Genomic DNA, 23,109 nt, shown 5'->3' with positions numbered 1-23,109 from the left:
GGAAACCTACCGCACGGCCCCGCCGGGCCGATCACAGGCGGGGCGGGGCCGGGGCTACGGCTACGGCTAGGAGCGGAGTTCCCCCAGCAGCAACGCCGTCCCCAGGGCGGCGACGGTGGCCTCGTAGCCCTTGTCCTCGTGGCTACCGGGCAGCCCCGCCCTGTCGAGGGCCTGGTCGAGGGACTCGCAGGTCAGCACGCCGTTGCCGATCGGGACCTCCTCGTCGAGGGAGATCCGGGTCAGGCCCGAGGTGACGGAGTCGCACACGTAGTCGAAGTGCGGGGTCTCACCGCGGATCACGACCCCGAGGGCGACGACCGCGTCGTACTTCCTGGCCAGGGCCTGCGCCACGACCGGGATCTCCAGCGATCCGGCCACCCGCACCACGGTCACCTCCGCGCCGCTGTCACGGCCCGCCTGCTCGGCCCGTGCCACGAGCTGATCGGTGATCTTCTCGTGCCAGCGCGCGGCGACGACGCCGACGCTCAGCCCCTTCGCCTCGACGGCCTTGGCCACCGGCCGCCCGTCCCCGCTCACGCGATCACCCCGTACCCGCTCCGCTCCGCCTGGCCCGATCGTTCGCTCATGCTTCCTCTTCCATGGGAATCTCGTGGCCGAGGCGGTCGCGCTTGGCCGACAGGTATTTCTCGTTGTACGGGTTCATCGACACCGGCATGGGCTCGCGGCCGAGCACCTTGATGCCGTAGCCGTCCATGCCGCGCAGCTTGGCCGGGTTGTTGGTCAGCAGCCGGACCGACTTCACGCCCAGGTCGGCGAGGATCTGCCCGGCGTTGGAGAACTCCCGGGCGTCCACCGGCAGCCCGAGCTCCAGGTTGGCGTCGACGGTGTCGCTGCCGTTGTCCTGGAGGCTGTACGCCCTGAGCTTGGCCAGCAGCCCGATCCCGCGTCCCTCGTGACCGCGCAGGTAGACGACCACGCCCCGGCCCTCGGCGGCGATCCGCGACATGGCGTGGTCGAGCTGCACCCCGCAGTCGCACCGCAGCGACCCGAGCACGTCGCCGGTCAGGCACTCGGAGTGCGCCCGGACCATGATGTTCTCGCCGTCCTCGATGTCGCCGAGGACCAGGGCCAGGTGCTCGCCACCGTCCAGCGAGCTCGCGAAGCCGTAGGCCCGCCACTCGCCGTACCTGTTCGGCAGGCGCGTCTCGGCGACCCTGGTCACCATCCGCTCGGTCCGGCGCCTGAACTCCACCAGCTGCTCGATCGAGACGAGCGCCAGGTCGTGCTCGTCGCAGAAGTCGCGCAGCTCCGGCAGCCGCATCATGGTGCCGTCGTCGTTGACGACCTCGGCGAGCACGCCCGCCTCGCTCAGCCCGGCGAGCCTGGCCAGGTCCACGGAGGCCTCGGTGTGGCCGCGCCGGGCCAGGACGCCGCCCTCGCGGTAGCGGAGCGGGAAGACGTGCCCCGGCCGTACCAGCTCGGCCGGCTCGGTCGCCGAGTCGGCCAGGGTGCGGATCGTGCGGGCCCGGTCGGCGGCGGAGATGCCGGTGCTCACGCCGTCCCTGGCGTCCACGCTGATCGTGTACGCGGTGCGCAGGCGCTCCTTGTTGTCGTACACCATCAGCGGCAGGCCGAGCCGGTCGAGGTGCTCGCCGCGCATCGGCACGCAGACCACGCCGCTGCTGTGCCTGATGGTGAAGGCCAGGAGTTCGGGGGTGGCCTTGGACGCGGCGAAGATGATGTCGCCCTCGTTCTCCCGGTTCTCGTCGTCGACGACCACGATGGCCCTGCCCTCGCGGATGTCGGCGATCGCCCGCTCGATCGGGTCCAGCTTGATCACAAGGTCTCCTCGGTCACGAGCACGGTCCTCGACCGGTACTCCCTGGGCCAGTTGACGGATCCGGCCGGCGCCTTCGGCCGGGTCTTTCCCGAGGCTCCCGCTCTCGGCGGCCTCGGGTTCCGTTTCGAGATGGTTCACGGCCTTCACACCTGACCCGTCGCGGTGTCCCGGGCGGGCCCGCCGGACGGGACGTACGCGCCGACGAGCTTCTCCACGTGCTTGGCGATCACGTCGACCTCGAGGTTCACCGGGTCGCCGGGCCGCTTCGCGCCGAGGGTGGTCAGGCTCAGGGTGGTGGGGATCAGGCTGACCGCGAAGCCCCCGGAGCCCACACTCATCACGGTCAGGCTGATGCCGTCGACCGCGATCGAGCCCTTCTCGACCACGTAGCGGTCGAGCTCCGGCGGGAGGGAGATCCGGACGACCTCCCAGTGCTCGGCGGGCTCCCGCGACAGCAGGACGCCCGTCCCGTCCACGTGGCCCTGCACGATGTGGCCGCCCAGCCGCTGGTCGGCGCGGACCGCGCGCTCCAGGTTGACCGGGGAGCCGGGGCTCAGCGCGCCCAGGGAGCTGCGGTCGAGGGTCTCCTTCATCACGTCGGCGGTGAACACCTCACCCTCGACGTCCACCACGGTCAGGCAGACGCCGTTGACGGCGATCGAGTCGCCGTGCCCGGCGTCAGAGGTGACCGTCTTGCCGCGGATCGACAGCCGGGCCGCGTCGCTCAGCGGCTCGATCCCGGCGATCTCTCCCAGTTCTTCGACGATTCCGGTGAACATTCACAGCTCCTTCTGGGGGACCGCCCGGACCGCCGGGCATGGGGAAGTCGCCCGGCGCCCGGGAGTGGGGACCACTCGGGCGGCCGGGCACGGGGAAGTCGTCCGGGCTCCGGAGGCGGGCACCGCCCGGACCGCTCGAACCGCCGGGCAAGGCGAGGCCGTCCGGGGTCCGGGAGTGGGGGCCACCCGGGCGGCACGACACGGCGAGGCCGTCCGGGGTCCGGAGGGGCGGGCGCCGGGGAAGGGGGGCGCGCCCGGGAAGAGGGATGGGCCGGCGCACCCGGACCGGACACGGCCGGACGGGGAACGCGGGCAACACGGGAAAAGGTGGGGGCCGACGGCGCCGTGCCCGTGAGGGGCGCGCCCGACCGCTTGGCGCGTCCGCGCCGGATCAGTCACCCGAGGTCTCCTACTCGCCAGTAGCTTTTTGCCACGGCGGGCCCCGGGGGATCAACGGGTGCGTACACCCGGTAAGCGGAGGGTGCCCGAAGACACTCTCCGCTCGCGCGCTTCCTCCCATCCGGACTCTAACCGTCGGTCCTGGAGTTTCACCAGGTCAACCGGTCGATGGCTTCGACCGGGTCGCGGACTGTAACCGCCGGCTCGGAATTTCACCGACCCCGGAGCACGCTGCTTCGCTTCTCGTTCCACGGAGGGCGCGCCACGGACGGCTCACCCTCCTCTACCAGTACCAGTGTGCCATGTCCGGAAAACCGGACGGTACGCCTTCCATGATGTGGACCAAGCGAGCGGTTGGTGCAGCCCCGTCGCCATGGTTCACCGCCGTGGTCACATCGCCGCGGTCACGCCGCCACGGTTCGCGGCCGTGGTCACGCCGTCATGGTTCGCCGCCGCGGTTACGCGCCGGTCATGTCGCCGCGCACGCACCGGTCACGTCGCCATGATCACGTCGCCGCGGTCACGCGCCGGTCACGTCGCCGCGGTCGCGCGGTGGTCACGCCGCGCGCTCGGCGACCGCCTTCCGTGCCCTGCGCGCGTCCGGTGAGTAGCGCATCGGCGCGGGCACCAGGCCGATCCCGGTGTGCAGGGCCCGCAGGGAGGCCGTCGCGCACAGGTCGCCAAGCGGGGTCGCGGGCAGGCCGTACAGCCGGCGGGCCCAGCGCGGCAGGGTCGCGAAGGCGAGCACGGTGAGCATGGGGAACATCGGCTTGAGCGGGGTCAGCCGGACCGGCAGCGGCGCGTTGAGCGACTGCCTGAGCGGGTGGGGCACCTCGGGGGCGAAGTAGAGGCGGGGGCGGCAGGCCCGGATGTAGTCGTCCATCTCGCCGACCGAGCCGGGAACGTCCTCCGGGCGCAGGCCGACCACCTCGGCCGCGCGGCGCCACTCGGCGACGAACCTGTCGGCCTCCTCGTCGGTCAGGCGCACCCCCGCGCGGCGGGCGACCGACAGGTAGGAGTCGACCTCGCCGACGTGGACCCAGGCCAGCGCGTCGGGGTCGTCGAGACGGAACCGCTCGCCGGTGTCGAGGTCGAGGGCGGTGAGGCTCGCGTGGATCTTCCTCACCCTGGCCCCGGCACGGGCGACCTCCTCGGTCGTGCCGTAGGTGCGCACCCGGACGAACTCCGTGGTGCGCACGAAGCGGGACCACGCCTCCGCCGGGTCCATCAGCGCGGAGTTCTGCGCGACCCCCCGCATCGCCCTGGGGTGCAGGCCCTGCATGAGCAGCGCGCGGAAGCCCCCGACGAGCAGGATCGGCTCCCCCATCACCTTCCAGGTCACCGACTCCGGTCCGAACAGGCCGTTATCCATGCCTTCACCTCCCGGCTGGAGGAGGGTTACCCCGCAAAACGGTCAGACACACCCTGTTGTATTGAGTCTGTAACACTGTACGGGACTTGTAACACAAGCAGGGTCAGACCCGGACAAAGCCGTCACGGGCACGTCATGAATGTGTCACAAATCCGTGAATACCGGCCTTCGGGAGCCCTATCATCCCACGTCACCCCCTGTCCACGTCAACGGAATTGCAGCCACAAACAGGTGGACGTTATGCAACAAAAAAATGAGTAATGACCAGCCCATTGATTGTCCTGGACTGTTTTGCAATGGTTCCAGGGATCCCGCTCAGTCATGCTCGTTGGGAGCCTCCGCACGATGACCATCCCTGCACCAGCCACAACCACGACCGGGGAGGTATTGGCGGCGAAGACACCGGAGACGGTGGGCCGCTCCCCCGGGCAGCTGATGTGGCTGCGCTTCCGACGCGACCGGACCGGCATCGTCTCGGCCGTGGTGGTGATTTTCTTCTTCCTGGTCGCGCTCCTCGCGCCGGTGATCTCCTGGCTGTACGGCAAGGACCCCTACGCCCTGTACGGCCAGGACATGCCGGGCCTGCTGAACGACTACGGCTACCCGATCCTGCCCAACGGCGGCATCAGCTCGGAGTTCTGGTTCGGCATCGAGCCCGGCCTGGGCCGCGACGTGTTCACCCAGCTCGTCTACGGGATCAGGACCTCCCTGTCGATCGCGGTGACCGCGACGATCATCGCGACGGCGATCGGCATCGTGATGGGCATCGTCGCCGGCTACGCCGGAGGCAAGACCGACTACTTCATCGGCCGCCTGATCGACATCGTCCTGTCGTTCCCCTCGGTGCTCTTCATCATCGCCTTCATGCCGGTCGTGGAGAACCTGTTCGTCAAGCCGGACGAGGAGACGCCGATCTGGCTGCGGGCGGTCACCCTCATCATCGCGCTGACGGTGTTCCAGTGGGCCGGCCTCGCGCGGCTGCTGCGCGGCCAGGTGCTCTCCATGCGCGAACGAGAGTTCGTCGAGGCCGCGAAGGTCACCGGGGCCTCCCCCGCCAGGATCGTCTTCAAGGAACTGCTGCCGAACCTGTGGACCCCGATCCTGATCCAGTCGACGCTGCTGCTGCCCGCGCTGGTGACGGCCGAGGCGGCGCTGTCCTTCCTGGGCGTCGGCATGATCGAGCCCATCCCCGACTGGGGCCGCATGTTCCGTCGCGGCACCGAGATCTATCAGAACGACATCACCTATCTGATATTCCCCGGTGTCGCCCTCCTGATCTTCGTGATCGCGTTCAACCTCCTGGGTGACTCGGTCCGCGATGCCTTCGACCCCAAGCTCAAGCGCTAGATCGGAAATAGGAGAAAGATGAAAGTCCGTACGCGGTCAGCGATGGCCGTACTCGCCATAGGCGCGCTCGCACTCACCGGTGCCTGCGCCCAGGGCAACCAGGGCGCGCCCGCGGCCCCCAGCGGCGCGTCCGGCGCGCCGAGCGACGGGGCCCCGGCCGCCGCGCCGTCCTACAAGCCGCCGACGATCACCGTCGGCACGGCCGACGACTCCAAGGGCCCGGCCATCGAGCCCGAGGGCGTCGTCAAGGGCGGCACCGTCACGATGATCGACCGTGACGACATCGGCCACCTCGACCCGGCCCAGGTCTACGTCAACACGATGTCGAACTTCGGCCTGCTCATCGGCCGTACCCTGACCGGCTACAAGCGCGTCGGCCCCGGCGACTACAAGCTGGTCGGCGACCTGGCCACCGACTCCGGCACCTCCTCCGAGGGCGGCAAGACCTGGACCTTCACCCTCAAGGACGGCGTGAAGTGGGAGGACGGCACCGCGATCACGTCCGAGGACGTGAAGTGGAGCATGGAGCGGACGTTCGCCCCGTTCGTCACCCAGGGCCCGACCTACATCCAGCAGTGGCTGACCGAGACCGACTACAAGAAGGCCTACCAGGGCCCGTACGACGGCAAGCGTCTTGACAGCATCGAGACGCCGGACGACAAGACGATCGTCTACAAGTTCAAGACCCCGCACGCCGACGCCAACTACGCCTTCGCCATGGGCGGCTACGGCATCGTGCCCAAGGAGAAGGACACCAAGGAGGCGTACGACAAGAAGCCCGTCTCCAGCGGCCCGTACATCATCAAGAGCCACACCGTCGACAAGTCGATGGACCTGGAGCGCAACCCGAACTGGGACCCGGCCACCGACCCGATCCGCGGCGCCTACCCCGACAAGTGGCGCCTGGAGTTCGGCCAGGAGAACCTGCAGATCACCGACCGTCTGATCGCCGACACCGGCCCGGACCAGACCGCGTTCACCTTCTACGCGACCGTCCCGCCGGAGCGTCTGCAGCAGGTCCTCAACGACGCCAGCCTGGCTCCCCGCCTGATGAAGAGCCCCTCGCCGTACGGCAACTACTACTACTTCAACCTTGACCGGGTGAAGGACATCAAGATCCGCCAGGCGATCAACCACGTGTGGCCGTCCAAGCAGATCCAGCAGGTCATGGGCGGCCCGGCCGCGGCGGCGCTGCCCACCACGATCCTGAACGAGAACACCACGGTCGGCTACGAGTCCTACGACCTGTTCGGCAAGGAGACCAAGCCCGAGGGCGACGTCGAGAAGGCCAAGCAGCTGCTCGCCGAGTCGACCAACCCGACGCCGACCATCGTCTACGCCTACAACCAGACGCCCGTCCAGGAGCAGGTCACCGTCGTGATCAAGAACGCCCTGGAGAAGGCCGGCATCAAGGTCGTCGTCAAGCCCCTGGACCGTAAGACCTACTACGACTCCATCGGCAAGGTGAAGAACGAGTTCGACCTCTACTGGGGTGGCTGGGGCGCCGACTGGCCGTCCGGCACGACGGTCCTGCCCGTCATCTTCGGCCCGGTCGCCGACGGTGCGCCGAACTACTCGCACCTGAAGGACGAGGCCATCACCAAGGAGATGGACGAGATCACCGCGATGACCGACATCGACGCCCAGAACAAGGCGTGGATGGCGCTCGACAAGAAGATCCAGGAGACGATCACCCCGCTGGTCGTCGCCGAGAACCGGATCGCCAACACCCTCCACGGTTCCAAGGTCGGTGGCGCCGAGATCGACCCGCAGTCGTGGGTCGTCTCGCCCAACAGCATCTTCGTGAAGCCGTAGCGGCTCACGAAACCGTAGGAGAACCGGCGGCCGTGGTCTCGCGGGGATGACGACATCCCCGCGAGGCCGCGGCCAGGGGCCGCACCGGCCCCAGCGGTCCCAGCCACCTCGGGAAAACAGGCAATGCTTCCATTCATCACTCGCCGCATGCTCGGCGCCGCGGTCACACTTGTGATCATCTCCGCGGTCACGTTCTTCCTCTTCTTCGCCGTGCCCGCCGACCCGGCGAGACTCGCCTGCGGCAAGGTCTGCCCGCCGGAGCTGCTGGAGCAGGCGCGGCACAACCTGGGACTGGATCAGCCCCTGTTCGCCCAGTTCGTGGCCTGGCTGGCCGGGATCTTCGTCGGCCGCGACTACGGGGGCCTGGGCAACTGCCCCGCCCCCTGCCTCGGCTTCTCCTTCGTCAACCGCGCGCCGGTGTTCGAGACGATCCTGGACCGGCTCCCGCTGACCATCTCGCTCACCATCGGGGCGGCGGCCGTCTTCCTCACCTTCGGCGTGGCCACCGGCATCATCGCGGCGCTCCGGCAGGGCAAGCCGCTGGACAAGATCGCCAGCGTGTCGTCCCTCATCGGCGCCTCCGTGCAGATCTACTTCATCGGCACGCTCGCCCTGTACTTCCTCGTCTACCAGAACCAGATCTTCTGGCGTCCCAAGTACGTGGAGTTCACCCAGGACCCCGTCGGCTGGGCCACCGGCCTGCTGCTGCCCTGGCTGGTGCTGGCGATCATCTTCACCGCCAACTACACCCGCATGACCCGCTCGACGATGGTGGAGCAGCTCAGCGAGGACTACGTCCGCACCGCGCGGGCCAAGGGCATGTCCGGCCGCAGCGTGGTGATGCGCTTCGCGATGCGCGGCACGCTCACCCCCATCATCACGATCTTCGGTGTCGACCTCGGCGCGCTGATCGGCGGCGCGATCATCACCGAGCAGACCTTCGGCCTCCAGGGGCTCGGCCAGCTGTCGGTCAAGGCGGTCACCAACTCCGACCTGCCCATGCTGATGGCGACGGTGCTCGTCGCGGCGGCCGCGATCGTCTTCTTCAACATCATCGTCGACATCCTGTACGCCTTCATCGACCCCCGCGTGCGGCTGAGCTAGGAGCCTTGAAGAAAGTGTCAACTCCGTTCCTCTCGGTCCGTGACCTGACCGTCGACTTCCACACCGAGGACGGCGTCGTCCACGCGGTGGACGGGCTCTCCTTCGACGTGGAGAAGGGCACCACGCTGGGCATCGTCGGCGAGTCGGGCTCGGGCAAGTCGGTGACCAACCTGACCGTGCTCGGCCTGCACAACCCGGAGACCACCAAGATCGGCGGGGAGATCCGGCTGGACGGCGAGGAGCTGATCGGCGCCTCCCGGTCCACCATGGAGAAGCTGCGCGGCAACAAGGTCGCGATGATCTTCCAGGACCCGCTGACCTCGCTCTCCCCGTACCACACCATCGGCAAGCAGATCTCCGAGGTCTACCGCAAGCACACCGGCGCGAGCCGCGCCGAGTCCAGGGACCGCGCGATCGAGATGCTGACGCGGGTCGGCATCCCCCAGCCGAAGACCAGGGTGGACGACTACCCCCACCAGTTCTCCGGCGGCATGCGGCAGCGCGCGATGATCGCGATGGCACTGGTGTGCGACCCGGACCTGCTGATCGCCGACGAGCCCACCACCGCCCTGGACGTGACCGTCCAGGCCCAGATCCTGGACCTGCTCAAGGAGCTCCAGGACCAGACGGGGGCCTCGATCATCCTCATCACCCACGACCTCGGCGTGGTCGCCAACACCGCGCACGACGTGCTGGTGATGTACGCGGGGCGCGCGGTGGAGCGCGGCACCGTCAGGGAGGTCCTCCACGAGCCGCGCCACCCCTACACCTGGGGCCTGCTGGCCTCCATGCCCCGCCTGAACGCCTCGGTGGACATCCCCCTCCGGCCGGTCCGCGGCACCCCGCCCAGCCTGATCAACGTCCCGCCCGGCTGCCCCTTCCACCCCCGGTGCGACTACATGGAGCTGGCCGGTCCCGGGCTGTGCCGCTCCGAGCGGCCCGAACTGTCCCCGCACCGCGGCCACGGCGACGCGTGCTACCTGACCCTCGCCCAGAAGAGGGAGATCCAAAAGTGAGCGAGACAACCGGTGAACCCCGCGGCGAGGCGCTGCTGGAGCTGTCCGGCCTGAAGAAGCACTTCCCGGTGATGGGCGGTGTCATCTTCAAACACCAGGTCGGCAAGGTCCACGCGGTGGACGGCATCGACCTGACGGTGCACGCGGGCGAGACGCTCGGCCTGGTCGGCGAGTCCGGCTGCGGCAAGTCCACCGCCGGGCGGCTCGCCTCCCGGCTGCTGGAGCCCACCGCGGGCAGCATCAGGTACGCCGGACGGGAGATCGGCCACGCCAACCGCAGGGAGCTGAAGCCGATCCGGGCCGAGATCCAGATGATCTTCCAGGACCCGTACTCGTCGCTGAACCCCCGGCACACGGTGGGCACCATCGTCGGCGGCCCGATGGAGATCAACGGCATCAACCCGCCGGGCGGCAGGGACAACCGGGTCCGGGAGCTCCTGGAGATCGTCGGGCTCAACCCCGAGCACTTCAACCGCTTCCCGCACGAGTTCTCCGGCGGCCAGCGGCAGCGCATCGGGGTGGCCCGCGCGCTCTCCCTGAACCCCAAGCTGATCATCGCGGACGAGCCGGTCTCCGCCCTGGACGTCTCCATCCAGGCGCAGGTCGTCAACCTGCTCCAGCAGCTCCAGCGGGACATGGGCATCGCGTTCCTGTTCATCGCGCACGACCTGGCGATCGTGCGGCACTTCTCCCAGCGGGTCGCGGTCATGTATCTCGGCAAGATCGTCGAGATCGCCGACCGCGCCTCCCTGTACGAGCGCCCCCGCCACCCCTACACCCACGCGCTGCTGTCGGCGGTGCCCGAGGTGCTGGAGGACGAGCAGCCGCGCGAGCGCATCCGCCTGGCCGGTGACGTGCCCTCCCCGATCAACCCGCCGTCCGGCTGCCGCTTCCGCACCCGCTGCTGGAAGGCCCAGGACAAGTGCGCGACCGAGGAGCCCCCGCTGGTCAGGCTGGAGGGCAACAAGGAGGGTCACCTGACCGCCTGCCACTTCCCCGAGCAGCCGACCGTGCACGGCAAGGACGTGGTGCTGGACCCGGCGCTGCAGGGCTGAGCCTCGCGCCTGCCGCCCGGATGACCGCCGCGTACCCGGGGATCCGGGTGGCGAGCGGCGGACAGGTGAGCCGTCGCCGGGCGACCGCCGAGCGGCAGATGATCGCGACGGACGCGGAAGGTTCCGGACGACGAAGGGCGGGCCCGAACGGGCCCGCCCTTCGTCATCCAGCCGGTTCTCCCGGTCGGCGGGTTCTCCCGGTCGGCCGGTCGGCGGGTTCTCCCGGTCGGCCGGTCGGCGGGTTCTCCCGGTCGGCCGGTCAGCCGGTTCCTCCGGTCGGCCGGTCGGCCGGTTCCTCCGGTCAGCGTCCGGTGGCCAGGGCGCGCAGGCTGTCGACCGCGCGGGCCGGGTCTTCGGCGCCGTAGACGGCGTTGCCCGCCACGAAGACGTCGGCGCCCGCCTCCGCGCAGCGCTCGATCGTCGTGTCGGAGACGCCTCCGTCCACCTGGAGCCACACCTGGCCGCCGTGCCGGTCGACGAGCTCGCGGGTCCTACGGATCTTGGGCAGCACCATGTCGAGGAACTTCTGCCCGCCGAAGCCTGGGTCGACGGTCATCAGCAGCAGCATGTCGAGCTCGCCGAGCAGGTCCTCGTACGGCTCGACGGGGGTGGCGGGGTTCAGGGCCAGGCCCGCGCGGGCGCCCGCCTGACGGATCTGGCGCAGCGTGCGGACCGGGGCCTTGGCCGCCTCCACGTGGACGGTGACGCTTCCGGCCCCGGCCTCGGCGTAGGAGGGGGCCCAGCGATCCGGGTCTTCGATCATGAGGTGGCAGTCGAGTGGCGTCGAGGTCGCCTTGAGCAGGGACTCGACGACCGGCAGCCCGAGGGTCAGGTTGGGCACGAAGTGGTTGTCCATGACGTCCACGTGCAGCCAGTCGGCGTTGGGCACCGCCGCGGCCGCCTCCGCGAGGCGGGCGAAGTCGGCGGACAGGATGCTGGGCGAGATCTGTACGGCCATGATTGGCCGATTCTAGCGGCGGGACCCCACCGCCCGTCCGGCTCGGGGCCCCGGCGCTCAGGACCGCGCGGCCGGGGGCCGCCCCCCGTCGCCCGGCCCGCCGTTCTCCCCCGGAGGCGGCGGGGGGCCACCGGGCTCTCCGCTCCCACCCTCACCGGAAGGTGGCGGCACGTCGTCCGGCCTGTTCACCTCGGTCTTGAGGACGCGCAGCGAGCGGCCCACCGACCTGGCCGCGTCGGGCAGCTTCGCGGAACCGAACAGCAGGACGAACACCACCACGATGATGAGCAGCTCGGGCAGTCCCAGGTCGGCCATGGGACGACCTCCTTCCAGTGGGATCCTCCCCGCGCCGGAAACCGGAGAGCGGGGGCTCGGCGCGGCACCCCGGATCGGCGCGGCACCCCGGATCGGCGCGGCACCCCGGATCGGCGGGCCGCCGGTAAGCGGGCCCCGGGTGAGCGGGCCCCGGGTGAGCGCCGCGCCGATCGGTGGGGGCGGGTCAGATGTCGACCCGGACGCCGTACCTCTCCAGCCAGGCGTTGAACTGGAGAAGTCCCTCCAGCGACGCCCGGCTGCCCGGAGGGCCACCGGCCGCCTCGGGGCGGTCGATCACGGCTCGCACCTTGTCCCGGTCGACCAGCGGCGCGGCGGCCATGTCCCCGCCGTTCCCGTCGCCGAGCAGCCGGGAGGCCTCCGCGCGGACGGCCTCCTCGTAGGCGGGGTCCTGCGTCGAGGGGTAGGGGCTCTTGCGGCGGCCGACGACCGAGGGCGGCAGGACGTCGGCGGCGGCGGCGCGCAGCAGGCTCTTCTCCTGCCCGTCGAAGGTCTTCATCGCCCAGGGGGCGTTGAAGACGTACTCCACCAGCCGGTGGTCGCAGAACGGCACCCGGACCTCCAGCCCGACGGCCATGCTCATGCGGTCCTTGCGGTCCAGCAGGATCTGCACGAACCGGGTGAGGTGCAGGTAGGAGATCTCCCGCATGCGCCGTTCCAGCCCCTCCTCCCCCGGCAGCCGGGGCACCTCGTCGAGCGCCTGCCGGTAGCTGTCCGCGCGATAGCCGGGAATGTCCAGCTTGTGGGTCAGGTCCTCGTCGAGGAGCGCCCCCACCCCGGCGAACCGCCCGAACCCCGGGGACACCAGCCACGGGAAGGTGTCGGCGGAGACGGCCTCGGGGTCGAAGAACCACCGGTAGCCGCCGAAGACCTCGTCGGCGGACTCGCCGGACAGCGCCACCGTGGAGTGGCCCCGGATGGCGCGGAACAGCAGGTAGAGGGAGGTGTCCATGTCACCGATGCCGATCGGCAGGTCGCGCGCCCTCAGGACCGCGGCGCGCACCGCGGGATCCATGAGGTCGGCGGAGTCCAGCACGATGTCGGTGTGGTCGGAGCCGATGTGCCGCACGACGTCGTGCACGTACGGCGTGTCGGGAGTGTCGCGCATCTCGTCGGGCTTGAAGTTCTCGCTGTACCCGGTGAAGTCGACGGAGAACGACCGGATCCTCCCGGCCCCCTGCCCCTCCAGGCCGAGCGCGGCGAGCGCGGTGACGGTGCTGGAGTCGAGCCCGCCGGAGAGCAGGGTGCACAGCGGCACGTCGGAGATGAGCTGGCGGGTGACGATGTCGTCCAGCAGCTCGCGTACCGTCCCGACGGTGGTGGCGAGGTCGTCGGGGTGGTCGTGGGACTCCAGGTGCCAGTAGGGGCGGCGGCACAGGAACTCGCGGGTCACCCGGACGGTGTGGCCGGGGCGGACCTCGTACATGCCCTGGTAGACGGCGCGTTCCGGGGTCTTGACGAAGGCGATCAGCTCGCGCAGGCCGTCCGCGTCGACCGTGGGCGTCCTGATGAGCGGGTTGGCGAGGATCGCCTTGGGCTCGGAGCCGAACAGCACGCCGTCCGGGAGCGGGTAGTAGTAGAGCGGCTTGATCCCCATCCGGTCCCGGACCAGCAGCAGCTCCTCGCGGCGGGTGTCCCAGATCGCGAAGGCGAACATGCCGTTCAGCCGTTCGGCGAGGTCCTCGCCCCATTCGAGGTAGGCCCGCAGGAGGACCTCGGTGTCGCTCTGGGTCCGGAAGCGGTGGCCGTGGGCGGTCAGCTCAGCGCGCAGCTCGACGAAGTTGTAGATCTCGCCGCTGTAGGTGAGGACGGCGAGCGGCTGCCCGTCCTCGTCGGCGATCATCGGCTGGCGCCCGCCCTGGAGGTCGATGACGGCCAGGCGCCGGTGCCCCATCGCGGCGTGCGGGGCGATCCACAGCCCCTCGTCGTCGGGTCCGCGGCAGGCCATGGTGTCGGTCATGGCCTGCGCCTCGGCCCGTGACTGCCGGAGATCGCGCTCGAAGTCCACCCATCCACAGATTCCGCACATCTGGACACCCCCGCGTCCCGTCGGAAGCAGTTATACCCAGTCGAACAGCACAAAGCGCCCATATATGCCCATGTCACATGCCATGACCTGCGGCGACGCCCCCGGCCGCCCTCTCTCCGGAGGAGGCCGGGACCCGTTCAGCGGCGGCGCAGCAGGGCGAGGAACATGGCGTCGGTGCCGTGCCGGTGCGGCCAGAACCGTGCGTACGGCCCCTCGCCCAGCCCCTCCACCTCGGGGAGGTGGTCACGGGCGTCCAGCACCTCGACGTCGTCGCGGCGGCGCAGGATGTCGCCGACCACGGCGACGGTCTCGGCCAGGTGCGGCGAGCAGGTCACGTACGCGACGACGCCGCCGGGCCGGACCGCGTCGACCGCCGAGTCGAGCAGGGCGCGCTGGAGCCGGCCCAGCTCGGGAAGGCTGCGGGGGTCGCGGCGCCAGCGGGCCTCGGGGCGGCGGCGCAGCGCGCCCAGGCCGGTGCAGGGGGCGTCGAGCATGACCCGGTCGAAGGCCCCGGGCCGCCAGGCGGGCGCGGTGCCGTCCGCGGTGATCACCGCGGCCTGCCTGGTCGTCTGCCACACCAGCCGCGCCCGGTGGTACTGCAGCTCGGCGGCGAGCAGCCGCGCCCCGCCGGGGAAGGCCACCGGCCCGGCGCCGGGACCCTTGACCGTGCCCGTACGCGTGCCCGTGCCCGTACGCGTGCCCGCGACCGTACGCGTGCCCGCGACCGGGGCGGGCACGGCGACCGGCACGGGCTCCCCCACCCCGGGAACGCCCAGGCCCGCCTCGTCGCCGCGGGTCGCGATGGCGTCGAGCAGGCCCGCCTTGCCGCCGGGGCCCGCGCACAGGTCGAGCCAGCGGGAGTCGGCGCCCTCCACCGGGACCCGCGTCAGGGCGAGCGCGACGAGCTGGCTCGCCTCGTCCTGGACGGCCGCGCGCGACTCGGCCACGGCGAGGACCGTGCCGGGGTCGCCCTCGGGCAGGTAGGCGGCGTACGGGGAGTATCTGGCGGGCTCGGCGCCCGCGTCGAGGAGCTCCTTCACCGACGAGCGGCCGGGACGGGCGACCAGGGTCACCTTGGGGCGCTCGTTGTCGGCCGCGAGCAGGGCGGCCGTCTCGTCGAAGTCGCCGCCCACGGCGTCGCGCAGGGCGTCGACGATCCACCTCGGGTGGCTGTGGGCCACCGCCAGATGCCCCACCGGGTCGTCGGCCGGGTCGGGCGCCACGATCGGGATCCACTGCTCCAGGGAGCGAGTGGAGACCTTGCGCAGCACGGCGTTGGCGTACTTGGAGGCGCCGATGCCCACCCGCAGCCGCACCAGGTCGACCGTGGTGCCGACGGCGGCGTGCGGGGGGACCCGCGTCTTGAGCAGCTGGTGCACGCCCAGGCGGACGGCGTCCAGCAGCGGCGGGTCGACGTCCTCCGGCGCCCGGTCGCTGCAGGCCGCGATGATCTCGTCGTAGGTGCCGAGGCCGCGCAGGGTGCCGTAGGCCAGCTCGGTGGCCAGGCCCGCGTCGCGCCCCGACAGGCGGCGCTCGCGCAGCAGCGCGGGCATCAGCAGGTTGGCGTAGGCGTCGCGCTCGTCGACGGCGCGCATCAGGTCGTACGCGGCGTTGCGGGCCTCGTCGCGGACCGGCTTGGGCGGGCGCCCTCCCCTGCCCCCGCCTCCGGCTTTGTTCACGGCACTGCCCTTGTTCGCGGCGCCGCGCGGGCGGCCCGCCGAGCCCCGATTCCCGCCGCGCGGGGCGTTACGGCCGTTACCACTGCTCATGATCCTCAGGCCAGCCGATCCTCGTCGGTGGGCCGCACGCCGCGAGCCCACTCCCCCGCGCCCATCAGGCGCTTGCCCTGCGGCTGCACCTCGCCCAGCTCGACCGGATAGGTGGCGGTGCCCACCAGGACGGAGTTCTTGGACGCCGCGATCTGGCCGGGGGCCAGTCCGGAGGCGTCGGGTGCCGGTCGCACCGGACCGATCTTGACGCGCCGGCCGCGGAACTCGGTCCACGCCCCCGGGGCGGGGGTGCAGGCCCGGACGAGGCGGTCGACCCGCATGGCGGGCGCGGCCCAGTCGACCCTGGCGTCGTCGACGCCGATCTTCGGGGCGAGGCTCACCCCCTCCGCGGGCTGCGGCACGGCCTCCAGCTTGCCGTCCTCGATCCCGTCGAGGGTGGCGGCCAGCAGCCCGGCACCGGACTCGGCGAGCCGGGCGAGCAGCTCCCCGCTGGTGTCGGCGGGGCGGATCTCCTCGGTGACCACGCCGTAGACCGGGCCCGCGTCCAGCTCTTTGACGATCTGGAAGGTGGCCGCGCCGGTGATCGCGTCACCGTGGAGCACGGCGTGCTGCACCGGTGCCGCGCCGCGCCAGGCCGGCAGCAGCGAGAAGTGGAGGTTGACCCAGCCGTGCCGGGGGATGTCGAGGGCGGCCTGCGGCAGGAGCGCGCCGTAGGCGACCACCGGGCAGCAGTCGGGGTCGATCTCCCTGAGCCGGTCGAGGAACTCCGGGTCACCCGCCTTGGGCGGCCTGAGCACCTCGATGCCCGCCTCCTCGGCGAGCTCGGCGACGGGGCTCGGGTGGACCTTGCGGCCCCGGCCCGACTGGGCGTCCGGGCGCGTGACGACGGCGACGACGTCGTGGCGGGTCGAGTCGATCAGTGCCCGCAGCGAGGGCAGGGCGGTGTCCGGGGTTCCGGCGAAGACCAGGCGCAAGGTTCCTACAGAGCCTTCCCTTGGGTGGCGTGCGGGGAGAACTTGAACGCGGGGGCCGACACCCCGTTCCAGTCGGCCTCGCGGATCGCCTTCATGGCGAGTTTGCGCTGCTTGAGATCCATCCGGTCGATGAACAGCACGCCGTCGAGGTGGTCGGTCTCGTGCTGGAAGCACCGGGCCATCAGGTCGGTGCCCTCGAGGGTGACCGGCTCGCCGTGCATGTTGAAACCGGCCGCCACGGCCCGCAGCGACCTGGGCGTGGGGAAGGACAGGCCGGGGAACGACAGGCAGCCCTCCTCCCCCTCCTCGTCCTTGTCGTCCGACAGGTCGAGGTCGGGGTTGATCAGGTGCCCGAGCTGGTCGTCCACGTAGTAGGTGAAGACCCGCAGGCCGACCCCGATCTGCGGCGCCGCCAGCCCGGCTCCGGGCGCGTCCATCATCGTGTCGGTGAGGTCCTTGACGAGCTTGCGGAGCTCCTTGTCGAAGTCCTTGACCGGCTCGGCGGGAGTGCGCAGCACCGGGTCGCCGAAAAGGCGGATCGGCTGAATGGCCAACAGGGATCTCCTCACGCTTCAGGGGATTGCCCCAGTCTAAGGGCGGCGGCCGCCTCCCCCGAGCCTTCCGCGGGACCGGGACACGGGCCTTTCCCCGCCCCCTCCCCGCCCCCGGCCCCGAGCCCTCTCCCGGACCGGCGCACGGACACTCTCCCGCACCGGGCGGGGACCGGCCCAGCGGGCCGCCGCCGGGAGCTGGAGAGCGGCCCGCAGACGGGTCTGCTGGGGGACTGCCCGGAAGCGGGGCAGCGGGAAGGCGACCCGGAGGCGGGTCAGCGGGAGCGGGCCTTCATCGCGGCCTTGCGGGCTGACTTGGCCACCACCGCGTCGCCGTGGCTGGAACCCAGCAGGTCCAGGACGGCGAAGGTGTCGGGGTGGTCCACCAGGGCCATCTCCTCGATCACGCGGACGAGGTCCTCGCCGGGCTCCAGCGCGTCGAACTCGCAGATCGCCTCGGAGGCGTCGCCGCGCTCCAGCAGCGAGGCGAGCGAGTCGACAGCGAGCCAGGTGTTGTCGGCGGGCGTGAGGGCGGGCGCGGGCAGGTCCCGGATGTGCAGCCAGGAGGCCGCGTAGCGCCACATGGCGGGCTCGGAGAGCGCCTCCCTGAGCGGGGCCTCGGCCTCGGGGCCGAGCTCCTCCAGGATCGTGCCCGCGGCGCCTCGGCGGCCGGCCGTGCCCGAGGCGGCGACCTTGACCAGCTCGCGGGCGGCGGCCTCGGGGTGGCGGGACTCCAGCCACACGGTGACGGCGCTGGGCGCGGCGGAGCCCATCATGATCGCCTCGACCAGCTCGGCCGCGCCGAGGTCGGTGAAGACGGCGACCTCGGCGCCCGTCGGCGCGTCATGGCCCTCGCGCATCAGGTCCTGGCGGACGGCCCACATGCCGAGCGGGGTGAGCCGGGGCCGGCCCGACCGCGAGGTCTCCACCAGCCCGCAGTAGGCCAGGAGCGACAGGGCCGACTCCAGCCGGGCCGGCAGCTCGCGGGCCAGCACCCGCATCTCCGCCTGGCGGGCCCCGCAGGCCACCTGGTGCGACTGCAGGACGCCCTTCACCAGGGTCGCGGTGGACAGGCCCTCGCGCACGGCGTACAGCGTGGCGAGCATCTCGGCCAGGTGGTCGTCGATCACCGGGGAGCCGGTCAGGTCGTCGTCGGCGCGGTCGAGGACGTCCATCACCACGCCGTCCCAGAACCCCAGCAGCGCCCGGGGCGGCAGGTCCGGGGAGAGCACGAGCGGGCCGGGCGCCACCCGGCCCCGCGAGATGCGGAGCATGCCGGTGTTGACGGCGACCACCCAGAGCAGGTGCAGCCGCGCGGGCCCCGGCAGGTCGAGCTCGGCGCACGGCGCGAACGGGTCGGGCAGCAGGCCCTCGGGGGTCACCTGGCGGGCGCCGGTCCAGGCGGCCAGGCGCTGGGCGTCGACCACCAGCGGCACGTGCGGCACGTACGAGGCGAGTTCCTCGTCGGGGGCGAGGTCGACGGGGGGAAAGCTCAGCGCGTCGCCGCGCGGGGGGCAGTCGCGGCCCGTGACGGTGACGGAGTCCTCCGGGACGGACTCCTCCAGGACGGCCGCCCGCAGCTCGCGGGGCGCCGTTCCCAGCTCGTCGACCAGCCTGCGCAGTTCGCCGATGTCGAAGACGTTCCCACTGTTCCCGCTCTTTGCCACCCGTGAAACTTACTGCACTCGCGCCTCACGCATACACGGCTCAGCCGATGGCGCGGGAACGTGCCTTGAAGGCCGCCTTGCGGGCGGCCTTGGCCGCTCCGTGATCTCTGAGGGAGCGTCCGAGCAGCTCAAGGACGTCGACGACCTCGGGATGGTCGACCCGCCACATCTCCTCGATCACGTGTGACGGGGGGCCGGAGGCGGACATGTTCTCGGCGAACGTCTCCGGATCCTCCTCGGCGGCGGGCATGGCCAGGGCGAGCATGTCCACGCTCATCCAGAGCACCTCCTCCTGGGTGAGGACGGGGGCCGCCAGGCCTCGCGTGCTCAGCCAGTGGATGGCGTGCGGGCGCAGCTCCGTGTCCTCCAGGAAGGCGCGCACCGCCTCCTCGGCGTCGGGGCCGAGGCGGTCGACGATCGTCACCGCGACGCCCCTGGCGACCGCGGGCGCGCCGGAGACGGAGCCGAGCAGCTCGGCGACCGCCTGCGCCGGGGTCCGGTTCTCCAGCCAGCCCCCGATGTCGGCCTCGGCCATCTCGGCGGGCATTCCGGAGAGCAGCCCCTCGATGAGCTCGGGCGCGTCGGCGGTGGTCAGGTCGGGCGCCTCGGGCGCCTCGATGCCCAGGTCGGTGTAGAGCTCGCGCAGCCCCCACAGGGCCAGCGGGGTGAGCTCCAGCAGCTCGTCGCCCGGCTCGGCCATCCCGCAGTACGCGAGCCGCCTGACGGCCTCGGCGACGTCGATCTCGCCGTCCTCGACCAGGCCGATCTCCTCCAGGTAGTCGCCGACGAGGGAGATCGGCACGGGCGCCTGGAGGCGGTAGAGCATGTCGCACAGGCCGTAGAGCTCCTCGTCGAGGGAGACGTCGCCCGTCACGGCGCCGCCGGTCTCCTTCTCGACGACGAACTCGACCGTCGCGGCCCAGATGTCGAGCGGCTCGAAGTCCTCGCCGTCGAAGATCGCGGTGCCCTCGACCGTGACCAGGCCGGTGTGCACCGCGAGCTCCCACAGCAGGCCGGGGTCGGCCACCGAGAGCTGGGCGGTCGCCTCGGCGGCGTCGCGTACCCTCAGCCGGCCCTTGACGGTCGGGGTGCGGCCCCCGGCGAGCATCCACTGGACCAGCCTGCGCGCGTCGGTGAGCAGCGGCACCCGCAGGGCGCTGCGGCCGAGCGCCTCGCGGGGCACCAGGCGCACGGGGGGCAGGGGGGTGCAGCCGGGGCAGTCGCAGTGCTCGACGGCGGGTTCCTCCGTCGCCGCGGAGACGGAGAGGATCGCGCTCTCAGTGCCCTCGGCGGCCCGCTCCAGCGAGTCGGCGCCCATCGCGCTGAAGAGGCTCTTGGCCATGCCGAACCGGGAGGTGTCGGCGAGGGCGATGGGCATCTCGGGCTCGATCCGGTCGAGGACGCTCCTCATCCGGACCGCCATCTTGCCGCCGATCTCCTCGGTGGCGAGCAGGAAGTCGACCAGGGTGCGAGCGGCGGCGACGGTCTCCGGGGCGCTCTCCGGGGGGGCGATGACCTTGCGCGGGTAGATGTTGAGCAGCAGTTCCTCGAAGGCGACGGGGGTGAAGTCACCCAGCTCGTTCACGTCCAGATAGTCACTCGCGTAGTCGCAGAGCAGTCGTACCTCGTCCACGTCAACGTCCAGGCCGTGCGCACGCCCCCACGCGCGCAGGTCGTCTACGGCCCGATTCACCCATTCGATCGACACAGGGGAAAATTAACGGCTTACTGCCAGCACCGCGAATCGGGGAAACAACTCAAATCACGTCTAGGGGGTCAATGCATACCTTGACCACCTCGGGAGCCTTGCGCGCGGAGCGTACTCCGGCGGCCCCTTTCAGCGCCGCGGCCAGTGCCGATCCGGAGCCCCGCATGATCCGCAACATGGCGCGTTCCCGCACTTGGTCCCCCTTGGGAGAGGCCACCGGGACGGGGCCGAGCACCTGTGCCTCGGGGGGCAGGATCATCTCGCCGAGCATTTCCCGCACCGCCGCCGGGGAGCCGGTGAGCGTCGCCATTTTCACCGCCGGGGGGAAACCGAGTTCTGTCCTGTCAGCTAGTTCCCTCTCGGCATGGGTGACCGGATCCCAGCGCAGCAGAGCCTGCACGGCGGCCAGCGAGGAGTCGGCCAGCACGACCAGCTCGGCCGAGGGCCGCAGCAGAGCCGCCGCGTTCATCCACCGGCGCAGCGTCTCCTCGGCGGCGCGCAGGTCGGGGCGGCCGAGCAGCGCCCAGCCGTCCAGCAGCACCGCCGCGGCGTACCCGCCCTCGGGCACCGGCTCGGCCCCCGGGGTGGCGACCACCAGCGCGCGGCCCGCGCCGACCGTGGCGAGCACCCCGTCCCGGCCCGACGTCCTGACCGGCACCGAGGGGAAGGCCCGCCCCAGCTCCTCGGCGGTGCGCCGGGCGCCGACCACCTGGGCCCGCACCCGGACACCGCCGCACGACGGGCAGCGCCACTCGCCCGCGATCCGGCCGCACCAGCGGCAGTACGGGACCGCGTGGCCGGCGCGCAGCGCGAACGGGCCCCCGCAGTGCCCGCAGCGGGCCGGGGCCCGGCAGCTCTGGCAGGCCAGCGCGGGCAGGTAGCCCCGCCGGGGGACCTGCACCAGCACGGGGCCGCTCTCCAGCCCGGCGCGCAGGGTCCGCCAGGCGAGGCTGGGCAGCCGGGCCGCCCTGGCCGCCTCGTCCCTGGCCAGCTCCGAGTCCTCCCCCGCCGGGCGGACCCTCGGCGCCCTGGTCCTCACCGTCGCGCGGGCCGGGGCGATGGGCCCGGCCCAGCCCGCCGCGATGAGCTGGGTGGCCTCGGCCGTGCGGGCGTACCCCCCGATGAGCAGGCCCGCCCGCGCCCGGTGGGCGCGCAGGGCGAGGACCTCCCTGGCGTGCGGGTAGGGGGCGAGCCGCTCGGAGTGCAGGTCGTCGCCGTCGTCCCAGATGACCGCGAGCCCGAGGTCCCTGACCGGGGCGAACGCCGCGCCCCTGGTCCCGGCCGCGACCCGCGCCTGCCCTCTGGCCACCCGCAGCCACCGCCGGTAGCGCTCGGCGGGCCCGAGGTCGGCCGTGAGCGCCACGTGCGCGCCGGGCTCCAGGACGGCGCTGAGGGCCGCGTCGAGCAGGGCCACGTCCTTGCCGTCGGGAAGCACCACGAGGGCGCCCCTGCCCCCGCGCAGGGTCTCCCGTACGGCGACCGCGACCGCCTCCGGCCACCCGGGCCCGCTCTCCCCCGTTCCCGGCAGGGCGGTCCACACCGCGCGGGGGGAGCCGCCCTTCGCCAGGGCGGCCAGGAACGCCTCCCCGTCCGGGTAGTCGGCCCACGGCCCCGGTCCCGTCTCCGCCGCCCGCGCCGGGTCCGGGTTCGGGTGGACGGTGGCGGGGGTCTCGGCCTCGACCCTGGCGTGGCGGGGCGGGACGGCCAGGCGCAGGACGTCGGCCATGGTCCCCGCGTAGTGGTCGGCCACGGCGCGGGCCAGCGCGGCGATCTCCGGGGTGAGCACGGGCTCGGCGGAGACGACCCGCTCCAGCCGGGTCAGCTTTCCCTCGTGCTCGGTGCCCTCCGCCCGTTCGAGCAGGAAGCCGTCGACGAGCTTGCCCGCGAACCGGACGCGGACCCGGACGCCCGGCACCGCGGTGGCGTCCAGGGGGGCGGGGACGAGGTAGTCGAACAGCCGGTCGAGGTGCGGCAGCGGCGTGTCGACGACGATCCGGGCGACCGGCAGCTCGGCGGCCGGCTCCGGCACCCCCTTGACCGGCCCCTCGACCGGCTCCTTGATCAACCCTTTGATCGGCTCCTTGGCCGGTCCCTTGGTCTGTCCCTTGATCGGCCCGTTGATCGGCGCGGCCACCTCCGCCGCCCTGGCCGTCCCCGCGGCCCTGACGACCCTGGCGCGCCCGGCCCGCGCCCTCGCGGGGCCGCCGGGCGCGGGCCGCTCACGGACGGCGTCGAGCGGCAGCAGGGCGTCGTCGTCCGGCGAGGGGCTGGCGTGGGTCACCCACCTGTCCTACCAGACCCGGGCACCCGCCCAGACGACGGCGGGAAGGTCGGGCCGCTCCCGGGCCGCTCCCGGGCCGGGAAGACGGGAGCCGGATCGGGCAAGACCCCCGCCGGAACGGGCCGGACGTATCGAAGGAGGCGCGAGGAGACGTTCGCGGCGGCGCCCGGCGGCGGGATCACCGCCGAGG

Annotated in this window: 18 protein-coding genes and 1 riboswitch; of the genes, 5 read left to right on the top strand and 13 right to left on the bottom strand. The window is 71.9% G+C overall.

The features are described from left to right. Positions 1 to 66: 66 nt before the first annotated feature. The 4 genes from ribH to ACFYWM_RS00540 form a co-directional block, all read right to left on the bottom strand. Positions 67 to 537 carry a 6,7-dimethyl-8-ribityllumazine synthase gene (ribH, locus tag ACFYWM_RS00555; protein WP_389906876.1) on the bottom strand — a complete coding sequence of 157 codons (471 nt, stop codon included), beginning with the start codon at positions 535 to 537 and terminating at the stop codon, positions 67 to 69. Between the two features lie 46 nt (positions 538 to 583). Beyond that, positions 584 to 1,801, bottom strand: coding sequence for a bifunctional 3,4-dihydroxy-2-butanone-4-phosphate synthase/GTP cyclohydrolase II (locus ACFYWM_RS00550; protein WP_389906874.1), 1,218 nt, complete (start codon positions 1,799 to 1,801; stop codon positions 584 to 586). Positions 1,802 to 1,944: 143 nt separating this feature from the next. Continuing rightward, positions 1,945 to 2,580, bottom strand: a complete 636-nt coding sequence (locus tag ACFYWM_RS00545; RefSeq protein WP_389906872.1) for a riboflavin synthase — start codon at positions 2,578 to 2,580, stop codon at positions 1,945 to 1,947. Between the two features lie 502 nt (positions 2,581 to 3,082). Further along, positions 3,083 to 3,213: riboswitch (FMN riboswitch) on the bottom strand. A gap of 322 nt (positions 3,214 to 3,535) precedes the next feature. Next, on the bottom strand, positions 3,536 to 4,351 hold the full coding sequence (locus ACFYWM_RS00540; RefSeq protein ID WP_389906870.1) for an oxygenase MpaB family protein: 816 nt from the start codon (positions 4,349 to 4,351) through the stop codon (positions 3,536 to 3,538). 345 nt (positions 4,352 to 4,696) lie between these two features. On the opposite strand from ACFYWM_RS00540, the gene ACFYWM_RS00535 reads away from it, so the two are divergent. From ACFYWM_RS00535 to ACFYWM_RS00515, 5 genes are all read left to right on the top strand, one after another. Then, entirely contained in the window at positions 4,697 to 5,698 is a 1,002-nt protein-coding gene (locus ACFYWM_RS00535) for an ABC transporter permease (protein WP_389906868.1), read from the top strand. A gap of 18 nt (positions 5,699 to 5,716) precedes the next feature. Further along, positions 5,717 to 7,513 (top strand): ABC transporter substrate-binding protein, encoded by a 1,797-nt coding sequence (locus ACFYWM_RS00530; RefSeq protein ID WP_389906866.1) that lies wholly within the window; start codon positions 5,717 to 5,719, stop codon positions 7,511 to 7,513. A 123-nt stretch (positions 7,514 to 7,636) separates the two neighbouring features. Next, positions 7,637 to 8,617, top strand: a complete 981-nt coding sequence (locus tag ACFYWM_RS00525; protein WP_389906864.1) for an ABC transporter permease — start codon at positions 7,637 to 7,639, stop codon at positions 8,615 to 8,617. A gap of 14 nt (positions 8,618 to 8,631) precedes the next feature. Continuing rightward, positions 8,632 to 9,633 carry an ABC transporter ATP-binding protein gene (locus tag ACFYWM_RS00520; protein ID WP_389906862.1) on the top strand — a complete coding sequence of 334 codons (1,002 nt, stop codon included), beginning with the start codon at positions 8,632 to 8,634 and terminating at the stop codon, positions 9,631 to 9,633. A 71-nt stretch (positions 9,634 to 9,704) separates the two neighbouring features. Next, positions 9,705 to 10,688, top strand: a complete 984-nt coding sequence (locus ACFYWM_RS00515; RefSeq protein ID WP_389907505.1) for an ABC transporter ATP-binding protein — start codon at positions 9,705 to 9,707, stop codon at positions 10,686 to 10,688. A gap of 301 nt (positions 10,689 to 10,989) precedes the next feature. Here ACFYWM_RS00515 and rpe read toward each other — a convergent pair whose 3' ends face one another. From rpe to ACFYWM_RS00470, 9 genes are all read right to left on the bottom strand, one after another. Beyond that, a complete protein-coding gene (rpe, locus tag ACFYWM_RS00510; RefSeq protein WP_389906860.1) occupies positions 10,990 to 11,646 on the bottom strand; it encodes a ribulose-phosphate 3-epimerase in 657 nt (218 codons plus the stop codon). Positions 11,647 to 11,703: 57 nt separating this feature from the next. Then, entirely contained in the window at positions 11,704 to 11,961 is a 258-nt protein-coding gene (locus ACFYWM_RS00505; protein ID WP_389906858.1) for a twin-arginine translocase TatA/TatE family subunit, read from the bottom strand. A 184-nt stretch (positions 11,962 to 12,145) separates the two neighbouring features. Next, positions 12,146 to 14,008, bottom strand: a complete 1,863-nt coding sequence (gene asnB / locus ACFYWM_RS00500; RefSeq protein ID WP_389906856.1) for an asparagine synthase (glutamine-hydrolyzing) — start codon at positions 14,006 to 14,008, stop codon at positions 12,146 to 12,148. 137 nt (positions 14,009 to 14,145) lie between these two features. Beyond that, positions 14,146 to 15,777, bottom strand: a complete 1,632-nt coding sequence (locus ACFYWM_RS00495) for an RsmB/NOP family class I SAM-dependent RNA methyltransferase (protein WP_389906854.1) — start codon at positions 15,775 to 15,777, stop codon at positions 14,146 to 14,148. Between the two features lie 5 nt (positions 15,778 to 15,782). After that, positions 15,783 to 16,712: a methionyl-tRNA formyltransferase gene (gene fmt, locus ACFYWM_RS00490; protein ID WP_389906852.1), complete on the bottom strand. Its 930-nt coding sequence runs from the start codon at positions 16,710 to 16,712 to the stop codon at positions 15,783 to 15,785. A gap of 5 nt (positions 16,713 to 16,717) precedes the next feature. Beyond that, positions 16,718 to 17,266: a peptide deformylase gene (gene def, locus ACFYWM_RS00485; RefSeq protein ID WP_389906850.1), complete on the bottom strand. Its 549-nt coding sequence runs from the start codon at positions 17,264 to 17,266 to the stop codon at positions 16,718 to 16,720. A gap of 272 nt (positions 17,267 to 17,538) precedes the next feature. Beyond that, positions 17,539 to 18,930 carry a hypothetical protein gene (locus tag ACFYWM_RS00480; protein WP_389906848.1) on the bottom strand — a complete coding sequence of 464 codons (1,392 nt, stop codon included), beginning with the start codon at positions 18,928 to 18,930 and terminating at the stop codon, positions 17,539 to 17,541. A gap of 40 nt (positions 18,931 to 18,970) precedes the next feature. Then, positions 18,971 to 20,638, bottom strand: coding sequence for a hypothetical protein (locus ACFYWM_RS00475; protein WP_389906846.1), 1,668 nt, complete (start codon positions 20,636 to 20,638; stop codon positions 18,971 to 18,973). A gap of 49 nt (positions 20,639 to 20,687) precedes the next feature. Further along, the gene (locus ACFYWM_RS00470) at positions 20,688 to 22,919 is read right to left on the bottom strand and encodes a primosomal protein N' (RefSeq protein ID WP_389906844.1); all 2,232 of its coding nucleotides are present in this window, start codon (positions 22,917 to 22,919) and stop codon (positions 20,688 to 20,690) included. Positions 22,920 to 23,109: the final 190 nt, after the last annotated feature.

The organism is Streptosporangium sp. NPDC002721 (assembly GCF_042888905.1).
Taxonomy (GTDB): Bacteria; Actinomycetota; Actinomycetes; order Streptosporangiales; family Streptosporangiaceae; genus Streptosporangium.
Note: the sequence above shows the minus strand (reverse complement) of the source record. Positions and strands in the feature narration are given on the sequence as shown.

Excerpts from the sequence above, each read along its gene's own strand:
- ACFYWM_RS00505 (WP_389906858.1), bottom strand. The coding sequence starts at position 11,961 with ATGGCCGACCTGGGACTGCCCGAGCTGCTCATCATCGTGGTGGTGTTC.
- ACFYWM_RS00515 (WP_389907505.1), top strand. The coding sequence starts at position 9,705 with ATGGGCGGTGTCATCTTCAAACACCAGGTCGGCAAGGTCCACGCGGTG.
- ACFYWM_RS00545 (WP_389906872.1), bottom strand. The coding sequence starts at position 2,580 with ATGTTCACCGGAATCGTCGAAGAACTGGGAGAGATCGCCGGGATCGAG.
- ACFYWM_RS00540 (WP_389906870.1), bottom strand. The coding sequence starts at position 4,351 with ATGGATAACGGCCTGTTCGGACCGGAGTCGGTGACCTGGAAGGTGATG.
- asnB (WP_389906856.1), bottom strand. The coding sequence starts at position 14,008 with ATGTGCGGAATCTGTGGATGGGTGGACTTCGAGCGCGATCTCCGGCAG.
- rpe (WP_389906860.1), bottom strand. The coding sequence starts at position 11,646 with ATGGCCGTACAGATCTCGCCCAGCATCCTGTCCGCCGACTTCGCCCGC.
- ACFYWM_RS00530 (WP_389906866.1), top strand. The coding sequence starts at position 5,717 with ATGAAAGTCCGTACGCGGTCAGCGATGGCCGTACTCGCCATAGGCGCG.
- ACFYWM_RS00535 (WP_389906868.1), top strand. The coding sequence starts at position 4,697 with ATGACCATCCCTGCACCAGCCACAACCACGACCGGGGAGGTATTGGCG.
- ACFYWM_RS00495 (WP_389906854.1), bottom strand. The coding sequence starts at position 15,777 with ATGAGCAGTGGTAACGGCCGTAACGCCCCGCGCGGCGGGAATCGGGGC.
- ACFYWM_RS00525 (WP_389906864.1), top strand. The coding sequence starts at position 7,637 with ATGCTTCCATTCATCACTCGCCGCATGCTCGGCGCCGCGGTCACACTT.